At 37.5% G+C, this 18,317-nt stretch carries 15 protein-coding genes; 1 reads left to right on the plus strand and 14 read right to left on the minus strand.

The genetic code is table 11. The annotated features are described in order from the left end of the window. Positions 1-40: 40 nt before the first annotated feature. The 10 genes from ACYVHJ_RS09150 to ACYVHJ_RS09195 all read right to left on the minus strand — a co-directional run bounded on the left by ACYVHJ_RS09150 (position 41) and on the right by ACYVHJ_RS09195 (position 11,556). Complete coding sequence (locus ACYVHJ_RS09150; protein ID WP_339902570.1) at positions 41-1,213, minus strand: thiolase family protein; 1,173 nt, start codon at positions 1,211-1,213, stop codon at positions 41-43. A gap of 86 nt (positions 1,214-1,299) precedes the next feature. Beyond that, positions 1,300-3,705 (minus strand): 3-hydroxyacyl-CoA dehydrogenase/enoyl-CoA hydratase family protein, encoded by a 2,406-nt coding sequence (locus ACYVHJ_RS09155; RefSeq protein ID WP_460514226.1) that lies wholly within the window; start codon positions 3,703-3,705, stop codon positions 1,300-1,302. A gap of 40 nt (positions 3,706-3,745) precedes the next feature. Further along, on the minus strand, positions 3,746-4,180 hold the full coding sequence (locus ACYVHJ_RS09160) for a MarR family winged helix-turn-helix transcriptional regulator (protein WP_460514227.1): 435 nt from the start codon (positions 4,178-4,180) through the stop codon (positions 3,746-3,748). Between the two features lie 805 nt (positions 4,181-4,985). After that, on the minus strand, positions 4,986-6,740 hold the full coding sequence (locus ACYVHJ_RS09165) for an Ig-like domain-containing domain (RefSeq protein ID WP_460514228.1): 1,755 nt from the start codon (positions 6,738-6,740) through the stop codon (positions 4,986-4,988). Then, entirely contained in the window at positions 6,737-7,624 is an 888-nt protein-coding gene (locus ACYVHJ_RS09170; RefSeq protein WP_460514229.1) for a class I SAM-dependent methyltransferase, read from the minus strand. Before ACYVHJ_RS09170 ends, ACYVHJ_RS09165 begins: the two co-directional genes overlap by 4 nt. 1 nt (position 7,625) lies before the next feature. Continuing rightward, positions 7,626-9,491, minus strand: a complete 1,866-nt coding sequence (mnmG, locus tag ACYVHJ_RS09175) for a tRNA uridine-5-carboxymethylaminomethyl modification enzyme MnmG/GidA (protein ID WP_460514230.1) — start codon at positions 9,489-9,491, stop codon at positions 7,626-7,628. Positions 9,492-9,544: 53 nt separating this feature from the next. Next, positions 9,545-9,994, minus strand: a complete 450-nt coding sequence (gene ybeY, locus ACYVHJ_RS09180) for an rRNA maturation RNAse YbeY (RefSeq protein ID WP_460514231.1) — start codon at positions 9,992-9,994, stop codon at positions 9,545-9,547. A gap of 1 nt (position 9,995) precedes the next feature. Continuing rightward, complete coding sequence (locus ACYVHJ_RS09185) at positions 9,996-10,397, minus strand: ATP-binding protein (RefSeq protein WP_339902563.1); 402 nt, start codon at positions 10,395-10,397, stop codon at positions 9,996-9,998. A gap of 41 nt (positions 10,398-10,438) precedes the next feature. Next, positions 10,439-11,197 (minus strand): exodeoxyribonuclease III, encoded by a 759-nt coding sequence (locus ACYVHJ_RS09190; protein ID WP_460514233.1) that lies wholly within the window; start codon positions 11,195-11,197, stop codon positions 10,439-10,441. After that, positions 11,194-11,556: a hypothetical protein gene (locus ACYVHJ_RS09195; protein WP_339903611.1), complete on the minus strand. Its 363-nt coding sequence runs from the start codon at positions 11,554-11,556 to the stop codon at positions 11,194-11,196. Before ACYVHJ_RS09195 ends, ACYVHJ_RS09190 begins: the two co-directional genes overlap by 4 nt. Positions 11,557-11,700: 144 nt before the next feature. Between ACYVHJ_RS09195 and ACYVHJ_RS09200 the strand changes: the two genes are divergently transcribed. Further along, entirely contained in the window at positions 11,701-12,393 is a 693-nt protein-coding gene (locus ACYVHJ_RS09200; RefSeq protein ID WP_339903609.1) for a ComF family protein, read from the plus strand. 2 nt (positions 12,394-12,395) lie between these two features. Here the strand turns inward: ACYVHJ_RS09200 and ACYVHJ_RS09205 are convergent, their stop codons facing one another. The 4 genes from ACYVHJ_RS09205 to secA are packed head-to-tail and all read right to left on the minus strand — an operon-like array spanning position 12,396 to position 18,291. Beyond that, positions 12,396-13,166 (minus strand): S1/P1 nuclease, encoded by a 771-nt coding sequence (locus ACYVHJ_RS09205; RefSeq protein ID WP_460514234.1) that lies wholly within the window; start codon positions 13,164-13,166, stop codon positions 12,396-12,398. 16 nt (positions 13,167-13,182) lie between these two features. Continuing rightward, on the minus strand, positions 13,183-14,373 hold the full coding sequence (locus ACYVHJ_RS09210; protein ID WP_339903607.1) for a M20 metallopeptidase family protein: 1,191 nt from the start codon (positions 14,371-14,373) through the stop codon (positions 13,183-13,185). Next, positions 14,360-14,899: a hypothetical protein gene (locus ACYVHJ_RS09215; protein ID WP_460514235.1), complete on the minus strand. Its 540-nt coding sequence runs from the start codon at positions 14,897-14,899 to the stop codon at positions 14,360-14,362. Before ACYVHJ_RS09215 ends, ACYVHJ_RS09210 begins: the two co-directional genes overlap by 14 nt. Positions 14,900-14,910: 11 nt before the next feature. After that, complete coding sequence (secA, locus tag ACYVHJ_RS09220) at positions 14,911-18,291, minus strand: preprotein translocase subunit SecA (protein ID WP_460514236.1); 3,381 nt, start codon at positions 18,289-18,291, stop codon at positions 14,911-14,913. Positions 18,292-18,317 lie beyond the last annotated feature (26 nt).

Here is an 18,317-nt window from a genome sequence, read left to right on the forward strand (position 1 = left end):
TTGGGTAAATTTGATTGAACCCAAGTTTGAAAGGCCTCGACTATAGTCGTTCAATTACTCCTGCCACGCCTTGTCCTCCTCCTACACAGGCAGTCACAAGACCATATTTTCCCTGTCTTTTTTTCAATTCGTTGATCATCTGTACGGAAAGCTTTGCTCCGGTACATCCCAAAGGATGACCAAGCGCCACTGCGCCACCATTTACATTTACTATATCCGGATTAAAATCCAATGATCGGATTACTCCCAATGCCTGAGTGGCAAAGGCTTCATTTAATTCAATCAGGTCGATATCATTCAAGCTCAATCCGGCCTGTTTTAGGGCTTTGGGCACAGCTATTTTTGGCCCCATTCCCATGATTCTTGGCTCAACACCTCCCACACTATAAGCGGCCAATCTGGCCATAGGCGCTAATCCCAAATCCTTCATCATTCGTTCCGACATTACCACCACGAATGAGGCTCCATCGGAGGTTTGAGAGGAGTTTCCTGCGGTGACCTGACCGCCATTTTTAAAAACGGGTTTTAAATTTGCCAAAACCTCCATGGTAGTTCCGGGTCTGGGCCCTTCATCGGTATCTACTGTGTATTTCCTTGTTTTCCTCTTAAGTGACTTATCCAGATAGGTTTCTTCTACTTCCACCGGGACAATCTCATCCTTAAATCTTCCTTCTTTAATTGCCCTAATTGCTTTTTCATGCGATTGAACAGCAAACTGATCAGAATCTTCTCTGGTAACGTTAAAGTCTTTGGCCAGCTCTTCGGCTGTCAAGCCCATACTTAAATAATAACTTGGGAATTCTGTCGCTATTTTATAATTTAATACCGTTTTATAGCCCATCATTGGTACCATAGACATGGATTCAGTACCTCCTGCAATAATGCAATCTGCCATTCCTGATTTTATTTTAGCCGTAGCTAAAGCAATTGCTTCCAAACCCGATCCACAATACCTATTGATGGTAAAGCCGGGTGTATCTTCCGACAATGCCAAGAGGGAAATCATTCTTCCTATTTGCATGCCTTGTTCTGCTTCCGGTACTGCATTGCCTACGATAAGGTCATCCACCATTTTGGGTTCCAAACCGGGAACGTTGTCCATTAGGTGCCTGATGATATCCGCTGCAAGGTCATCTGATCTATAAAACCGAAAGCCTCCTTTTTTCGCCTTTCCTACTGCAGATCTATAGCCATTGATAATATATGCTTCCATTTGATGTTTATTTTAATGCTTGAATTTGGTTAAATTGGTATGAAGCTATTTTTGGAATAGTAAAACCTTAATAATTATGGCTTGATTTAATTCCTTAAAGGTTTCCCTTTGAAAAGAATACTATGGATCCTTTCCAAGGTTTTCTTTTCACCTGTTAGACTTAGGAAAGCTTCTCGCTCCAAATCCAACAAATACCTTTCACTTACTTCTGTAGGAGAGGATAAATCTCCCCCACTCATTATCCAAGCTAGTTTTTTGGCGATTTTTGCATCATGTTCTGAAATATAAGCTCCATAGCGCATGCCTGAAATGCCGGTCTCAAATAATGCAAGGGAGGATTTCCCCAATACTTTTATATCCTTCTTTTCAATGGGTTGGGTATAACCTGCATCATACAAGGCGATGACCTTTTCTTTTGCTTCGGCCAATTGACGCTTTCTATTGATGGTTATGGCATCTTTTTGCTCAAGGAAACCCAGATTATAAGCTTCGGCAGCTGAGGTGGAAACCTTGGCCGTGGCAATATTCATAAAAGTTTCCTGAAGACGATTCAGTTCAACATCTCCGGGTTCAATGTTTTGGGAAAATCTCATGGTCATTTCTTTGGTACCACCTCCGGCAGGAATCAAACCTACACCTACTTCTACTAATCCCATGTATAATTCTGCATGAGCCTGAACTGCATCTGCATGCAATGACAATTCACATCCGCCACCCAAAGCCATATTATGTGGTGCCACCACCACTGGCACTGAAGAAAAACGTGCCCTAAGCATGGTGTCTTGAAATTGGGCAATCATCAGATTTATTTCATCAAAATCCTGATCTCCAGCAAACATGTACAGCATGGCAAGGTTTGCTCCTGCTGAGAAATTTCCCCCTTCATTTCCTATGACCAAACCTTTATAGGTTTTTTCTGCCATGGTAATGGCTGTATTTATTCCTTCAACTACCTCTTGACCCAAGGAATTCATCTTTGTATGAAATTCCAAACCAATCACTTCATCACCTAAATCATAAATGGTAGCTCCTTCATTGCCCCATATTTTCTTGTTGGCAGCTTTGAGCGTGTCGAGCAATAAAAATGATTCCAATCCGGGAATTTCTTTGTAGGATTTTGACGGAATATCGTAATAATGTTTTTTGCCATTTTCTACTTTATAAAAACTTGTATGTCCGGCAGCCAACATTTCATAAACCCAATCGGCAGGCTTTTCACCGGATTCCTCCATTGCTTCCACTGTAGTTTTTACTCCTAAAATATCCCAATTTTCAAATGGACCATATTCCCAGCCAAACCCTGCACTTACTGCTTGGTCAATCTTATATAGTTCATCAGCAATTTCAGGAATTCTAAATGAACAATAACGAAACAGATCATAAAAAATAGCTCGATAAAACTTTCCCGCTTTGTCATCAAAATTGACCAAAAATTTGATTCTTTCCTTCAGTTCATCAATTCCTTTGGAGGCTTCTAAAGCCTTAAATTTTGGTTTTTCTACAGCTTTGTACTCATAGGTTTGAAAATCTATTTCTTTTAGTTCTTTGCGACCATCCTCATGCCTAATCATGTGAAAAAACCCTTTGCCACTTTTATCTCCGTACCATTTGTTCTCATTCAGAACCTGAACACTTTTTGGCAATTTAAATCGATCTCTGGATTCATCGTGTTCCAGTACCTTATAGAGGTTATTGGCCACGTGGACTGTAGTATCTAGTCCAACTACGTCCAAAGTCCTAAAAGTGGCTGATTTGGCCCTCCCTATGATCGTTCCGGTGAGCTTATCCACTTCTGATACGCTTAGTCCTTGCTTTTCTATGGTATGAATGGCTGAAATAATGGCATAAACACCTACCCTATTGGCAATAAATGCAGGTGTATCTTTACACAGAACAGTTTCTTTGCCCAAAAATCTGTCTCCATAATTCATCAAAAAGTCGATTACCTCGGGTTTGGTTTTAGGTCCCGGAATAATTTCAAACAATCGAAGATACCTTGGAGGATTAAAAAAATGTGTTCCTGCAAAACACTCCTGAAAATCCTGAGACCTATTGTCACTCATTAAGTGAATAGGTATTCCTGAAGTATTGGATGTAACCAGAGTACCAGGCCTCCTATATTTCTCTACTTTTTCATATAGGCCTTGCTTAATCTCCAGGTTCTCTATAATTACTTCAATTACCCAATCGTAATGCTCGATTTTAGGCAAATCATCATCAAAATTACCTGTAGTAATCCTATTGATGAATGCTTTGTCATAGATTGGCGACGGTTTTGCACGCAATGTACTATTCAGCGCCTCATTCACTATTCTATTCCGTACTTCTTTGCTTTCAATGCTTAATCCTTTCTTCGTTTCTTTCTCGTTAGGAGCTTTGGGTAGAATATCCAAAAGCAAAACTTCAACCCCTATATTGGCGAAATGACAAGCAATTCTCGACCCCATTATTCCGGAACCTAAAACGGCAACTCTCTTTATGCTTTTTTTCATTGGTTATATTAGCTAATTGTTAATGTTAAAACCTATCTGTCTAGGACTTCTGAAGTTCATCAATGACGTTATTGATCTTTTTAAATGTTACAAAAAAGGAACCAATCTCATCCTCACTAAGACTATCTCGAACTTTGTGGTTAAACTCCTTAATTGTACTTACAGCTGCAGCTTTTTTTTGTTTTCCTTTCTCTGTTAATAATACTTTAACTGATCGTTTATCTCTTTGGTCCTGAACTTTCTTTATCAAACCTTTCTCTTCCATGGTTTTCAATAATCTTGTTAGACTTCTCGATTCCAGTCCCATTTGAGGTGCAATTTTAGTTGCAGCTGTTCCTGCAGTAGAATCTATGTTGATTAGAACAAAACCCATGGAGGTGGTAATCCCCTCCATATTTGCCTTTTGATTGTACATTCTAGAAATGGCATGCCAACAAGACTTAATTTGATAATCTATCGTTTCTTCTTTTTTCATTTTTCTATCGAACTCAATTTACTAAAAATAATTATGCATGCATAATAAATTGATATTATTTAAGCCGTTTAAGACAAGCCATTTACCAATTTGTTTTTATATGCTAATCAAAATAAGTCTTTTGCTTTTAATCGCCCAGATAAGTACAGCTATAGCTGAAATTTAAACTATAAAATTAAGGGCGGTATTTTTTCTTTTTTCTTAAAAAATCAATTACCAAAAAATTTTACTTATCTGAGAGCAGGTTTACTTCTCTAGGATATTATTTTCGATTGGTAGATCTGAATAAGGTTTTTCTATTTTTCTGTCTCCTATCAAAATGGTCAAATGATTGAAAAATGAAAATTGTTTGCCTTGCCGCTTCAAAGTTTATACACACCTTATTTATTTTAAGATTTTTATAAATTAAAGAAACTGTTGTTATTATTATAGCGTGGATATGTTGGTAAATCCTACTTACATTTTTTATACACTTCCATTTACCAATCTTACAACACTTATACACCAGTTATTCACATTTTTTCTGACCCTTAAATCATTGAATTTGTGCTGAATAATTGTTTTAAGTATTTTTCTGTGTATAAATGGTCTTTTGCTATTAGGTATAACTTTTACGTTGGTATCTATGTGGATAATTGTTTACAAGTTGAAGCTTATCCCCAGAGATTTTAAAAGTGGATAAAAATTGTGATTAATTCCAATTTTAATTGTTGATATAAACCGCTTTCTTCACACTTATCCACTTTCAATATTTGGTTATCCACAAAATTAAATAAACACTTATTATCACTTATTATTCTGAAAATCAATTAATTAGCAAGTCTTTTTCTGTAATTTCTAAAATACTTACAGGAATTTCATCTATTTCGTAAGTTTCTTTGCTTTTATTGTTAATAAGTAGACCTGTTTCCCTTCTTTTGGTGATAATTTGGTCTTGCAAAGTCCATCCACCTCTTAATATTAATTCTTTACTTCTGCTTTCTTCATCGTAATAGAAATAGACTGGTTCTGGTTGTATCTTGAAGTTGATATTTCCCTGGTCCCAAGCCTTATTCTTGTTGCGGTCAATGATGGCTCTTAACTTATAATTGGTAGCTTCCAGTTTAGTAAAGGAAAACTGATTTGTTTCTGTAAGGTATTTTTCTCTGACTATATTGTCATTTTTGTCGAGCAATTGGATAATAATGGGTAGCTCATCTGTAAGTACTTTACCACTGATTTCATCCCCAAGATTATCTTTTTTTAGCCTACTGTAGGTGGCTTCAAATTCTTCCTCATTCCATAGCATTTCCACATCTTGGAAGGTAGAATCAGCTGCAATCAGTTTATACTTTTCGTAGGGTATAGAATCATTAATTGGAATTGTTAGGTTCAATAAGGTCCTACTTCCTGAGCTGTCTGCAAAGCTTACCATATTTTGATTGATGGCAATAGTACTCGCTGTATCGTAAGCTATATATAATGAATCATAATTTATATTGAAAATAGGTTTATTAAACGACAACCTTGCGTTAATTGTATCTATAAATTGAGTCACTCCCAGCGTAGAGATTTCAAGTTTTTCTTTACTTCTGTCACTTTCTTCAAATCTAGCATATAATGTACTATCAATTTTTACCCCAACTGAATCCATCAATTGTATACGGACTTCGGTGCTATCGTTAATTAACTCGGTATGGTAAAACCTTATGTTATTGTCTTTTTTACGGAAAAAAAGCTTTGTGTTTTTGTCTTGGTGAAATACTTTATAATTCGCTAATTCTTTACTCAGAATGACATCAAATTTTCCACTTGTACTTGATGTTCTATTGATCTTTAAAGTGCTTAAATCTGCTCGGTTTAGATTTATTTGTAAATTTTCTATATTTTCATTTACCTCTAATGGTTCAGATAAAAAGCCGTATGCTTCACTTCGGTATTCTGCTTTTAGTGAATTGTTCTCATCATGCCAGGCATATGCCCTAAAAGTCCCTGCCTTGATGTTTGTTATTTCATATTTTCCTGCAGTATCTACCTGTGCGATATAGTATGGAGCTGAAGTGAATAAATCTGTGCTATCATCATTAATGTATAAACCTACCAGAATATCTTTGAACTCCTGTTTGTCTTCTGAAAACCAGTAATCAACTTGTCCTGAAACCGATAAACTGTCTATGGTTTCCCCGGTAGAGAATACAAGTTTTAATTGCTCTGCAGGGTTACCTTCTGTAATGTCTTGGATACTTTTCTGGAAATTAAAAACATAGGTAGTACTATCTTCCAATTCTTGATTTAGGTCTATTAGGACATGTTCTTTAAGGGCTGTGTATTCGACTTTATCTTTATCTATTTTTGGGGTGATTATGATCGATTGTGTAGGGTTTTCTAGCTCAACGTACTCATTAAATTCCAAGTCTATTTTTTCCGGTTTTATGTTAATGCTTTCATTTTTTGGATCTGATGACAATAGTATGGGAGGATCTTCATCTTTTGGTCCTCCCATCGGAGAGCTTTGTTTGGCACAGGCGCCCAAAAACGTGGCAATTAGAACCAAGTAGGATATTTTGAAAAGGTTTTTCATTTCTTTTTAATCACAAATAGCAAACTAGAATAGTTGTTATCATTGGTTTTGGCATGTTTGTTTGATTGGTATCCTGTTTTGATGGCTTCTAAGTATTTGTTTTTATTTCCTTTCGCTTGGTGACTTAGTAAGGAAACATAATAACTATCAAAAGGTAATGGAAGGGTATCTACCAGTCTGCATTTATGTTTTTCAACCAAGAAATTCATGGATTGCTTATTGAAATGGTACAAATGTCTTGGAACATCAAATGCTGCCCAATCTTCTTTGAATAGGTTGGCATCAAAGGCGTCTCTATTGGGAACAGCTAGATATAGGAAACCTCTTTTTTTCAATCTGCTCAATAGGATATCTAGTGTTTCATGTAGGTTGTGGATATGTTCCAATACATGAAATAGGGTGATGGCATCAAATTTCTTTAATTTTTGTAAGGCTTTGAAGTTGTAAACAATATTGACTTTATTTTCTTCCTTTGCTATTGTAGCTGCCTTTTGGTTGGGTTCCATACCATATGCTTCCCAGCCATCGTTTTGACAGGTTTTTGGAAATAAGCCTACTCCACAGCCATAGTCAAGCATTCTGCCTTTTTTAGATGTTCGGCTATTTAACCAATTTAGTTTTTGTTTTAGTGTATATTTTCTGACAGCATTATAAACTATATCCGTTAAACTTCTGCTTTTATTTTGATGTGAGATATAGTTGGGTTTGTCATAGTATTTTGGGATATTTTCTTCATCCGGTCTGGGATTGGTAAACCATAGCTTACAATTGCTGCATTCACAAATAATAAAGGATTCTTTACTTATGGCATGGTCTTTTACAACAAGATGATTGTTGAACTGCTCACTTTTGCATAGCGGACATTTAGTTAACCTTTCATACATTTTATCTTCCTAAATAAATGGTGAGTATTGACATGTCTGCCGGTGAAACTCCACTAATCCTAGAAGCTTGACCTAGGGTTTGTGGCTTTATTTTGCCCAATTTTTGTCTTCCTTCTGCAGAAAGTGCTTTAATTTCTTCGTAGGAAATTGTAGCCGGAATTTTAAGATCTTCTAAATTATTTATCTTTTCAACCATCTGTCTTTCCTTATCGATGTATGATTTGTACTTGATCAGTATTTCAGTTTGTTCTTTAACGGGTATTGAATAATCTATTAGATTTTCCTTAAGTTCTTCGCTAATCTTAATGATATCCTTAAGTCCAATATTTGGTCTCTTTATCAGTTTTTCAACTGTTATTTTTTCCTTTATTGTAGCAGTGTTTAGTTGCTCCAATCCTTCGTTTATTTGGTTAGGCGATAACCTTATTTTTTCTAGTTTTTTCGTAAGTTCTTCGGTTTTCTCAGCCTTTAATTGAGTTTGTCGGTATTCCTTTTCGTTTGCAAGCCCCAATTTGTATCCGTAGGGAGTTAATCTTAAATCTGCATTATCCTGTCTCAACAACAGTCTAAATTCAGCCCTGGATGTAAACATTCTATAGGGCTCTTCTGTACCTTTATTTATCAGATCATCAATCAGCACTGCTATATATGCTTCAGATCTCTTTAAAATAAAGGCTTCTTTTTCTTTTACTTTATTGTGTGCATTTATACCGGCCATTAATCCTTGTGCTGCCGCCTCTTCATATCCTGTAGTTCCGTTGATTTGTCCGGCAAAATACAGGTTTTCAACGAGCTTTGTTTCTAGGGTTAAATTCAATTGGGTTGGGGGAAAAAAGTCATATTCTATGGCATATCCGGGTCGAAACATTTTGGCATTTTCAAAACCTTTGATTTTTCTTATCGCTTTATACTGTACATCTTCAGGGAGGGAGGTGGAAAATCCATTCACATAAATCTCTACAGTGTTCCATCCTTCCGGCTCAACGAATATTTGGTGTCTTTCTCTTTCTGCAAACCGATTGATTTTATCCTCAATTGAAGGGCAATACCTTGGACCTAAACCTTGAATTCTTCCATTGAACATAGGGGATTTATCAAATCCTGTTTCCAAAGTTTCATGCACTTCCTTGTTGGTATAGGTGATCCAACAGTTTCTTTGTTTCTGTACCGGTTTTGTTTTCGTTGAATAGGAAAACTTCTCAGGTTGGCTGTCCCCTTCCTGGACCTCCATTAATGAATAATCTAAACTTCTTCCATCCACCCTAGGTGGCGTCCCAGTTTTCATTCTACCCGATTCGAAACCTAAATTTATCAAGTCTTCCGTAATTCCTTTAGAAGCGCTTTCTCCTGTTCTTCCGCCTCCCATTTTCTTTTCTCCGATATGGATTAGGCCATTTAAAAATGTTCCATTGGTTAAAACCACAGATTTACACTTTATTTCTAAACCAAGACTTGTTTTAACGGCTTGAACCTTTCCATCCTTAACCACGATTCCGGTAACCATCTCTTGCCAAAAGTCCAGATTGGGTGTTGCTTCTAATGCTAATCTCCACTCTTCTGCAAACCGCATTCGGTCGTTTTGACTTCTTGGTGACCACATTGCAGGACCTTTTGACCTGTTTAACATCCTAAATTGTATGGTAGACTTGTCAGAAATTATGCCTGACATCCCTCCTAGCGCATCAATTTCTCTTATAATTTGACCTTTTGCAACTCCTCCCATTGCTGGATTGCATGACATTTGTGCAATGGTGTTCATGTTCATTGTACACAATAAAACCGAAGAACCCATCTTCGCTGCTGCATGTGCTGCTTCACATCCTGCATGTCCTGCGCCTACTACTATTACATCGTATATTGGAAACATGTTATTCTATTCTAGTGTTCCACGTGAAACACTTGTTGAAATTTGTTCTTTGTTTATTTTACTGTTCCACGTGGAACAGTTGTTTGTGGAAACAATGAAAGTGCTACATCCTCTTCTTTTCTCATTTCTATTTTTTCCTTTTCTGTTTTGTCTTTCAGTCCGCATAAATGTAGCAGACCGTGGGCCAAAACCCTAAGTAATTCTTGATGGTAAGTTGTTTTCAGTGTTGCAGCATTTTCTTTAACCCTATCAATACTTATGTAAATGTCCCCTTCTATTTCGTTTTCATATTCGGATTGATCAAAAGTGACAATATCTGTATAGGTATCATGATTGAGATATTGAATATTTATTTCTAATAAATATTCATCTGAGCAAAAGATATAGTTCAGGTCTTGAATTTTATACTCTTTTTTCTCAGCAATTTGTTTTAACCATTGCTTGATTATCCTTTTTTTTGTCAAGGATGATTTTGTTTCTTCTTCAAAGAAATGAATTGCCATTTTAATTCATGTAAAAAGTAAGTGTGATTTTGCTTCCTTCTTTATCGAACTCGACTTCATCACTCAAATGTCGCATGATAAAAACGCCTCTGCCCCCTGCTTTTTCTAAATTTTCTAATGCTGTTGGGTCATTTAAATGTTGGTAGTCAAATCCATTGCCCTCGTCTTCAACGATAAATTTGATTTGATTGTCAAAGAATAATAATTCTAATTTAACCAAGCTGTTTTTGTTGGAATTATTTCCATGAATGATTGCGTTGTTGACACATTCGGTTACTGAAATCATGATATTACCGTAGATGTCGTCGTTGATCTGAAACTTTTCTTTGGCATTATCTATAAAACTTTCAACGATTGTTATATTTTCAATCAAAGATGGAATGGAAATTTTTATTGATTTCATCGTATTTTTAGTCTTTTATTACGACTTTATTTTATTATTCTCTAAACTTCAATTACTATAGGACAATGGTCTGAATGGATCACTTTATTTAAAATGCCTACATTTTTTACTCGTGAACTCACAGGAGAAGTAGTCATGTGGTAATCTATTCTCCAACCCTTATTATTTGCCCTCGCATTGGCTCTATAGCTCCACCAGCTGTATTGATGGGCTTCTTTGTTTAATAGCCTGAAACTATCGTCAAATCCTGAAGTAGTGAATTTATCCATCCATGCTCTTTCTTCAGGAAGAAAACCGGAAGTGTTTTTGTTTGAAACAGGATTATGAATGTCTATGGCCTTGTGACATATATTATAATCACCACTTAGAATTAGGTTTGGCTTTTCTTTGATCAAATCTTGGGTGTAACCATAGATATCATCTAAAAAGGCGTATTTAAAGTCTTGTCTTATGCCTCCGGTTGTTCCTGAAGGGAAATAGGCACATAGAAAAGAGAAATCATCATAATCAGCCCGAATGGTTCTTCCTTCATCATCATAAGCAGGTATACCTATACCTGCAGTAATATTGTTGGCCTTTTGCTTACTCAAAATGGCCACACCACTGTAACCTTTCTTCACTGCAGGATACCAGTATACGTGGTAACCCAAATCTTCAAATATAGATATGTCGATCTGGTTTTCCATTGATTTAACCTCCTGTAGGCCTATGATGTCAGGGTTTTCTTCTTCCAACCAGTCAGCAAAGCCTTTTTTTAGTGCTGCACGTATTCCATTAACATTGTAGGAAATTATTTTCATTTAATATCAATTTCAAATTCGTCTTCAAAATAATCCAAAACATGTATTTTTAGCATCTTTTCTTGGTCTGCGCTATTCAAATGAGGTAATTTTTTAATTAATTTCCAATGTGGCCATCCGTCTTGATCAATAAAGTCTAGGGTATAGAAACCCGAAAAACTTAATACCTTGCATGTTGCAATATGCATTAAATCCTGCTTTTCTTCTTTGGAAAATGTTTTAGGGCCTTTCCCTAGTTCCTGAACACCTATTATAAATAATACGGCATTGAGATCGGATGGTTTTTTACCGAAAATTTCTTGCAAACCAGAAAGAAGCTTCGACCACCTTCTTTCCAAATCCAAGTCTTTTTTTAACAGTGCCATGTTAACTATTTAATTTCTTCTTTCGCTTCTTACGACTGATTTCTTTTTATGTTTTTTTTCCATAAATTGATATAAGCCATTTTATTACAAATATAGCAGGTAAAATGGCTCATCAATTATAAACAAGGCAATTTAGGTATGCGTTTCAATTATTGGACAGATTTTTTATCCCTGGTATTTCCCCAAACTTGTTGTTTGTGCAATAGAAGTCTGTTTCCATTTGAAAATGAACTTTGTAAAATATGTATTTCTGCCTTGCCAATAACCAATTATCACCTTATTCCTAACGACAATGATTTGAAAACAAAATTGCTTGGCCTAGCTCCTGTTGATAAAGTAATGGCTTATTTACGGTTTTCTAAAAAAGGAATTAGTCAGAAACTATTGCACCAGATAAAATACAAAAATAAACCTTTATTGGCCAAAGTTGTTGGACTCCAATATGGTTATTTATTGAAAGAGGCAGGTTATGAAAGCAATTGGACGGAAATAGTGCCGGTGCCCCTGCACCATAGGAAAAGAGAGATTAGAGGTTATAACCAAAGTGAACAATTTGGGCAAGGTATTGCTGAAGCTTTAGGAATTGAGTGCAAACGATACTTACTGAGAAAACAAGCAACAGAAACCCAAACCAATAAATCAAGAATTGATAGGTGGAAAAATGTTTCCGAGGTGTTTGAAGCCCTGAATGCAGACGATATTAAGGGAAAAAGGATACTTTTAGTAGATGATGTGTTAACTACAGGTGCTACTTTGGCCTCCTGTGCACATGCTTTGTTTAAATGCCAGCCTGAACAAATAGATTTGGCCGTCTTGGCTGCAGGGGATTGATTTTAGTTGAATATATCATTTAAAATTCCCGCCAATCGAATTCCACCTGCCAATAAACGCTCCTCAATATGAGGATAGGTTTTGTAGCCATAGCTATAAAAGAGCCGTTTATTGTCCGGCAAGTCATATATTATAGGTCTCAATTCTACAGCTTCTTCCAACCATTTGTCCAAATTATCAGATTGGTATTGTGAAACCAGTTTTTTGGTGGCTCTTCTATTTAGGTGCTGAGACAATTCCGTGAAACTTAAATTTTTTCCATCAATTATCTTGGTATCCCAAACACTGTGAAGGTTGGTGTTTTGGTTGAAATAAGTAACTTTTACATCATTACCACCCCGGTCGTTGCCAGTTCCGACGTGTAAGGGTTGATGCAAGTCTCCCACCAAATGCACGAGCATTTTAAGGTATGCCTTATTATCTTCTTGATTGAGGGTGCCATTTTTTAAAGCAGCAATTATCATTTTGGTTTTTCCGTAGGCGTCTCCTGACTTCTCTTGTATGGATGGGTCATAGCCTTTTCCAGCTTTCACCGTCAAATAATGCCAAGAATTAAGGTGGTTGTAGGAAGGATCTGATTTGATCTCATCCATCCAATTGGCTACCATGGCAAGGGATTCGGGACCAAGAATATCCTGAATACTTCTGGCTGCCTTTTTACTTAGGTGATAGGAAGCAATTTCCCCTACCACCCGATGTCCTGTCTGTCCCCATCCAAAGGAGTGCAACACAATGCTCCACATAACAATGGCAGTTAAAATAAATTTTCTCATGGCTTCCTTGGGGTAATTATTTCTGCTTTAATTCTTGTAATGCGATATAAGCCATTAAGCCGGTACTGATACCCAAGGCATCTTCATCAATGTCAAAGGTAGGCGTATGTACACTTGAAATGATTCCTTTTGCTTCGTTTCTTGTACCTAACCTGTAAAAGCAACCATCTATCTCTTGGGTGTAATAAGAAAAATCTTCCGCAGCCATCCAGATGTCTATGTCCAATACATTTTCTTTACCGAGGTATTCTTCAGCTGCAGTAATTGCTCTTTGGGTAAGTTCGGGCTCATTTTTTAGAAAAGGATAACCCTTTCGAATTTCAAATTCTACCTCTCCACCCATTCCTTCGGCTATACCTTTGGCAATTTTCAGCATCTGTTCATGGGCGTTTTTTCTCCAGGCCTCATTCAAGGTTCTAAAAGTGCCTTCTATGTTTACCTCATTGGGGATGACGTTCGTGGCACCTTCGGCAATCACTTTACCGAAAGAAAGAACTGAAGGCGTCTTTGGATCTGCTTTTCTACTTACGACCTGCTGTAGAGCCACCAATATATGTGCACTGATTAAAACCGGATCAACAAGCGTTTCAGGCATTGCTCCATGACCGCCTTTTCCTATTACTTTTAGATAAAGTTCATCAGCACTTGCCATATACATTCCTTTGCGAAAACCAACTTTTCCAACAGGTATAAAAGGCATAACATGTTGTCCAATTACTGCTGAGGGCGTTGGATTTTGAAGTGCTCCATCTTTGATCATCATGGAAGCACCACCGGGAATTTTTTCTTCTCCGGGTTGGAAAAATAATTTTATGGTCCCTTCAAATTCATCCTTTAACTCATTTAAAATTTTAGCTGTACCTAGTAGAGATGAAGTATGTACATCATGCCCACAAGCATGCATTACCCCGGGATTGGTAGACTTATAAGGGACATCATTTGCTTCTACAATCGGAAGTGCATCCATGTCTCCCCTCAAAGCAATTACCTTCTTTGCCGGGTTTTTACCTTCAATAATGACTACTAAGCCAGTTTCAGCTTTTGATTCTATATGAGTTATGCCAAACGAACGTAATTTCTCTTCTACAAAAGCTACTGTATTGGTTTCCTTAAAGGATAATTCTGGATTGGCGTGTAAATGTCTCCTTAGCTCAATAATTTCCGACTTGTACTTGTCGGAAAGTTGGTGAATTTTATCTTTCAACATCTTCTAAATTTTCTTCTTTTTTCTCTTCGGCAAATTTCGGAAACTTGTCTTTTATAATTCTAGAACTCGAAAAGACGGTGTTCATTTTCTCGTAAGTGGCCAAAGCCTCTATTTTATTCACAAAGCGTCCTACCTTAACCAAATACCTGGGTTGCTGGTACTCCATATAGCTTTGCGTTTGAGGAAATTCGGAATAGGCTTCATTTCTTATTTCAAAAGCTTTTTCTCGATCTACTCCACTATAAATTAATATCGTAAAACCATTTACAAATAATTCTTTGCTATTCTCTTCAGCTATTTGTGAGATCCTATTATTGAGTTCAGTATCAATGGCAGAAGCACTACTACTTTCTTCCGTCACAGCTTCGGAAGTAGGAAGCTCGGCAAACTGAACCCTACTTGACGCTAGGTCTTCAGTATAGTTATTGTACCGGTCAATATTTCCACCACTTTTCCGAATGTTTATAACGCCACAGCTACTAAAAATAAGCAAGGACAATAGAGATATATTTATTTTTTTGATCATGTCAACGACATTTAATCTTCGATTATTACACACTTGGCATCAGCAATATCCTGCGCAACGCTTTTATATTTAACATCTGACTTTAAATTCCCGTTGGCGTACTTTACAGTAACACGGTCATTTCTACCATAAACCTTGTCTGACTTTCTTGGTTTAACAGGCTCTCTATTTACAGCTGGTCGGCTATTGGCTACTGCAGCTTTTTGTCCACCTTGATTACCCAATGTATTCCCTACTTCTTCTTTGGAAGCGGTTACCTTAGGCTCTGCTCCTGATTGATTTTGTGCAGCTTTTACTTGCTCAGGATCTTGTTTTGGGAGGTCCGATTTGGAAATAAATGAAACAATATCATCATTTAATTTACCTATAAAGCGTTTGAACATTTCAAAAGCTTCAAATTTATAAATCAACAATGGATCTTTTTGCTCATAAACAGCATTTTGAACGGACTGTTTCAGGTCATCCATATCTCTCAAATGCTCTTTCCAGTTTTGGTCAATTATGGCCAATGTAACGGTCTTTTCAATGGCTCTGATCAGTTCTCGGCCTTCATTATTAAGGGTAGATTCCAAATTGATGACCACTCCAATTTGTTTGATACCGTCAGAAATTGGAACCATGATTTCCTTAACCGTTGCCCCTCTGTTCTTGTGAACATCTTTGAGAATAGGCATGGCTTTGTTGAGAATACCTTCGTTCTTTCTGGTATAGCTTTTATAGGCTTTGTCAAAAAGAATTTTAGTTAAGGTAACCGTATCTTTCTCTTTGAGCTCAGCTTCGGTAAATTGTTGGTCAATGCCCAGAGAACTGAAGATATTCATTCTCAAGTTTTCTAGGTCACCAGTGCTTTTACCCATTTCAATCAGGTCTTCGCAAACATCGTACATGATGTTTAGAATATCTAATTCCAGCCTATCCCCTATCAAGGCATTTTTTCTTCTACGGTAAACAACCTCTCTTTGGCTGTTCATTACATCATCATACTCCAAGAGCCTTTTCCTTACGCCAAAGTTGTTTTCCTCAACTTTTCTCTGAGCTCGTTCAATGGATTTGGTTATCATGGAATGTTGAATCACTTCACCTTCTTCAAGTCCCATTCGGTCCATTAGTTTGGCAATTCTTTCTGAACCGAATAATCGCATGAGGTTGTCTTCCAAAGAAACAAAAAATTGTGTGGATCCGGGATCCCCTTGTCTTCCTGACCTACCACGCAACTGTCGATCCACCCTTCTCGATTCGTGTCTTTCTGTACCAACGATGGCTAGCCCACCTGCTTCTTTTGATTCCGGAGAAAGTTTGATATCTGTACCCCTACCTGCCATATTGGTGGCTATGGTTACGGTTTTGGCTTTACCTGCTTCTGCTACCACATCTGCTTCACGCGCATGTTGCTTGGCGTTAAGAACCTGGTGTTTAATTTTTCTTATGGTAAGCATCCTACTCAGTAGTTCTGAAATTTCCACTGAGGTGGTACCCACCAGCACAGGCCTATTGGCATCGGTTAGTTCATTGATTTCATCTGCCACAGCGTTGAATTTTTCACGGACGGTTTTGTAAACCTTGTCCTGATGATCTTTTCGCTGTATAGGTTTATTGGTTGGGATTACAACCACATCCAATTTATAGATTTCCCAAAACTCTCCTGCTTCTGTTTCTGCAGTACCGGTCATACCGGAAAGCTTATGGTACATCCTGAAATAGTTCTGCAAAGTAATGGTTGCATAGGTTTGGGTGGCATCTTCCACCTTTACATTTTCCTTTGCTTCTATGGCTTGATGGAGTCCGTCAGAATACCTTCGGCCTTCCATTACCCTACCGGTTTGCTCATCGACAATTTTTACTTTGCCGTCCACCAAAATATATTCAGTGTCCCTCTCAAACATACAGTAGGATTTTAACAGTTGGTTTACTGTATGGATCCTTTGGGCTTTAACGCCATAATCTTTGATGATTTCTTCTTTTCTAACCAGTTTTTCGTGGTCTTCGATTTCATCATTTTTTTCCAAATCGGCGATTTCCATACCGATATCCGGCAAAATGAAGAAATTATTGTCTTCATTCTTCTTGGTAATGACTTCAATACCATTGTCCGTCAGGTCTACACTATTGGATTTTTCATCAATGGTAAACAATAGAGGTTCATCCGCTTCAGGCATGTTTCTTTTGTTGTCCTGAAGGTAATAGTTCTCTGTTTTTTGAAGAATTACCCTAATACCCGGCTCAGAGAGGTATTTGATCAAAGGCTTGTATTTTGGAAGACCGCGGAAAGCTCGGAACAAGGCCAGCCCTCCTTCTTTATCATTTCCTTCCTTGATCAGCTTTTTGGCTTCGGAAAGATAGTTTTGAACCAGCTTTCTTTGTTCATCAACCAAAGTGGAAACCCTTGGTTTCATTTCGTAAAACTCATGCTCTCCTCCCTTGGGTACAGGGCCGGAAATAATAAGTGGTGTTCTTGCATCATCAATAAGTACGGAATCGACCTCATCAATCATGGCAAAATGATGTTTTCCTTGCACAAGATCTTTAGCATCTCGGGCCATATTGTCTCTTAGGTAATCAAAACCAAATTCATTGTTGGTACCATAGACAATATCCGCTTGGTAAGCAGTTCTTCTGGCTTCTGAATTAGGTGGGTATTTGTCTATACAGTCCACCTTTAATCCATGGAATTCAAAAATTGGAGCGTTCCATTCAGAATCTCGTTTGGCCAGGTAGTCATTCACCGTTACAATATGAACTCCTCTGCCTGCAAGCGCATTTAGATAGGCAGGTAAAGTAGACACCAAGGTTTTACCTTCACCAGTGGCCATCTCTGCAATATTTCCACGGTGCAATGCCACACCACCCAAGAGCTGAACGTCATAATGAACCATTTCCCAGGTTACTTCCACACCTGCAGCCGTCCATGTATTATTCCAAGTGGCCTGGTCACCATCGATTTCCACATAGGATTTGGAGGCAGCCATGGTTTGGTCTTGTAAATTGGCAGTGACTGTCAACTTACCATTTTCTTTGAGTCTTCGGGCGGTTTCTTTTACCACAGCAAAAGCCCGAGGCAAAACTTTCTCCAAGCTTACTTCCAGGGCTTCATCTCTTTCTTTCTCTACCGCATCAATTTGGTTAAATAGTGCATCCTTGGCCTGAACTTCCTCCGGATTTAATTGATCAATTTCATTTCTTAGTTCGGAAATGCGATCATCAAATGATTTGAGGTCTTCGTTTATTATCTCCTTTATCTTGGTAGTTTCATTTCTTAATTCATCATCAGAAATATCGGCCAACTTGGCAAAGGCGGTATTTACTAGTGCCACGACTGGGCTTAAGGCTTTAATGTCTCGGTCCGATTTGGTACCAAAGACTTTTGCTAACCCTTTTGCTATTGATTCTAACATATTGTTTAAATACTTTTTCTCTAAGG

The organism is Cyclobacterium sediminis, assembly GCF_054781075.1.